This is a genomic window from Neobacillus solisequens (assembly GCF_051233465.1).
Taxonomy (GTDB): Bacteria; Bacillota; Bacilli; order Bacillales; family Cytobacillaceae; genus Neobacillus.
Window position 1 is genome coordinate 1 of record NZ_JBKFGJ010000043.1, and the last position, 949, is coordinate 949.

At 49.1% G+C, this 949-nt stretch carries 7 tRNA genes and 1 rRNA gene; all 8 read right to left on the reverse strand.

From position 1 onward, the window contains the following. Positions 1 to 117 (reverse strand): 16S ribosomal RNA (locus tag ACI3K6_RS23400); the annotation flags it as partial. A 174-nt stretch (positions 118 to 291) separates the two neighbouring features. Further along, a tRNA-Ala gene (locus tag ACI3K6_RS23405) sits at positions 292 to 367 on the reverse strand. Between the two features lie 10 nt (positions 368 to 377). Continuing rightward, a tRNA-Pro gene (locus ACI3K6_RS23410) sits at positions 378 to 454 on the reverse strand. Between the two features lie 7 nt (positions 455 to 461). Continuing rightward, a tRNA-Arg gene (locus ACI3K6_RS23415) sits at positions 462 to 538 on the reverse strand. Positions 539 to 548: 10 nt separating this feature from the next. Continuing rightward, positions 549 to 637 (reverse strand) — tRNA-Leu (locus ACI3K6_RS23420). Positions 638 to 642: 5 nt separating this feature from the next. Next, positions 643 to 717: transfer RNA gene (locus ACI3K6_RS23425), tRNA-Gly, on the reverse strand. A 19-nt stretch (positions 718 to 736) separates the two neighbouring features. Continuing rightward, positions 737 to 821, reverse strand: a tRNA-Leu gene (locus ACI3K6_RS23430). A 9-nt stretch (positions 822 to 830) separates the two neighbouring features. Then, positions 831 to 906, reverse strand: a tRNA-Lys gene (locus ACI3K6_RS23435). Between the last annotated feature and the right edge of the window lie 43 nt (positions 907 to 949).

Here is a 949-nt window from a genome sequence, read left to right on the forward strand (position 1 = left end):
GGTTGCCCACGTGTTACTCACCCGTCCGCCGCTAACCACCGAAGTGGTTCGCTCGACTTGCATGTATTAGGCACGCCGCCAGCGTTCGTCCTGAGCCAGGATCAAACTCTCCAAAAAGATTGATTAGCTCATAAAATAAAACGTTGGCTTCATTTCTAACGAAATGAATATTATTGTTTGTTGACGTTCTTGTTTGTTTAGTTTTCAAAGATCAATCTTTATCGCTCTCAAAGGCGACTTTTACATATTAACAATTAAAAAAGACAATGTCAATATATTTATAAAAATAAATGGTGGAGCCTAGCGGGATCGAACCGCTGACCTCCTGCGTGCAAAGCAGGCGCTCTCCCAGCTGAGCTAAGGCCCCAAACTATAAGTGGTCGGGAAAACAGGATTCGAACCTGCGACCCCTTGGTCCCAAACCAAGTGCTCTACCAAGCTGAGCTATTTCCCGATAAATATGGCGCGCCCGAAAGGAGTCGAACCCATAACCTTTTGATCCGTAGTCAAACGCTCTATCCAATTGAGCTACGGGCGCATATTTTAAATGGTGCCGAGGACCGGAATCGAACCGGTACGGTAGTCACCTACCGCAGGATTTTAAGTCCTGTGCGTCTGCCAGTTCCGCCACCCCGGCACTATTGGAGCGGAAGACGGGATTCGAACCCGCGACCCCCACCTTGGCAAGGTGGTGTTCTACCACTGAACTACTTCCGCATACTACTATTAATTTAAATGGTGCGGGTGAAGGGAGTCGAACCCCCACGCCTTGCGGCGCCAGATCCTAAGTCTGGTGCGTCTGCCAATTCCGCCACACCCGCATATTTAAATGGTGAGCCATGAAGGACTCGAACCTTCGACCCTCTGATTAAAAGTCAGATGCTCTACCAACTGAGCTAATGGCTCTTAAGTGGTGCCGGCTAGAGGACTTGAACCCCCAACCTACTGA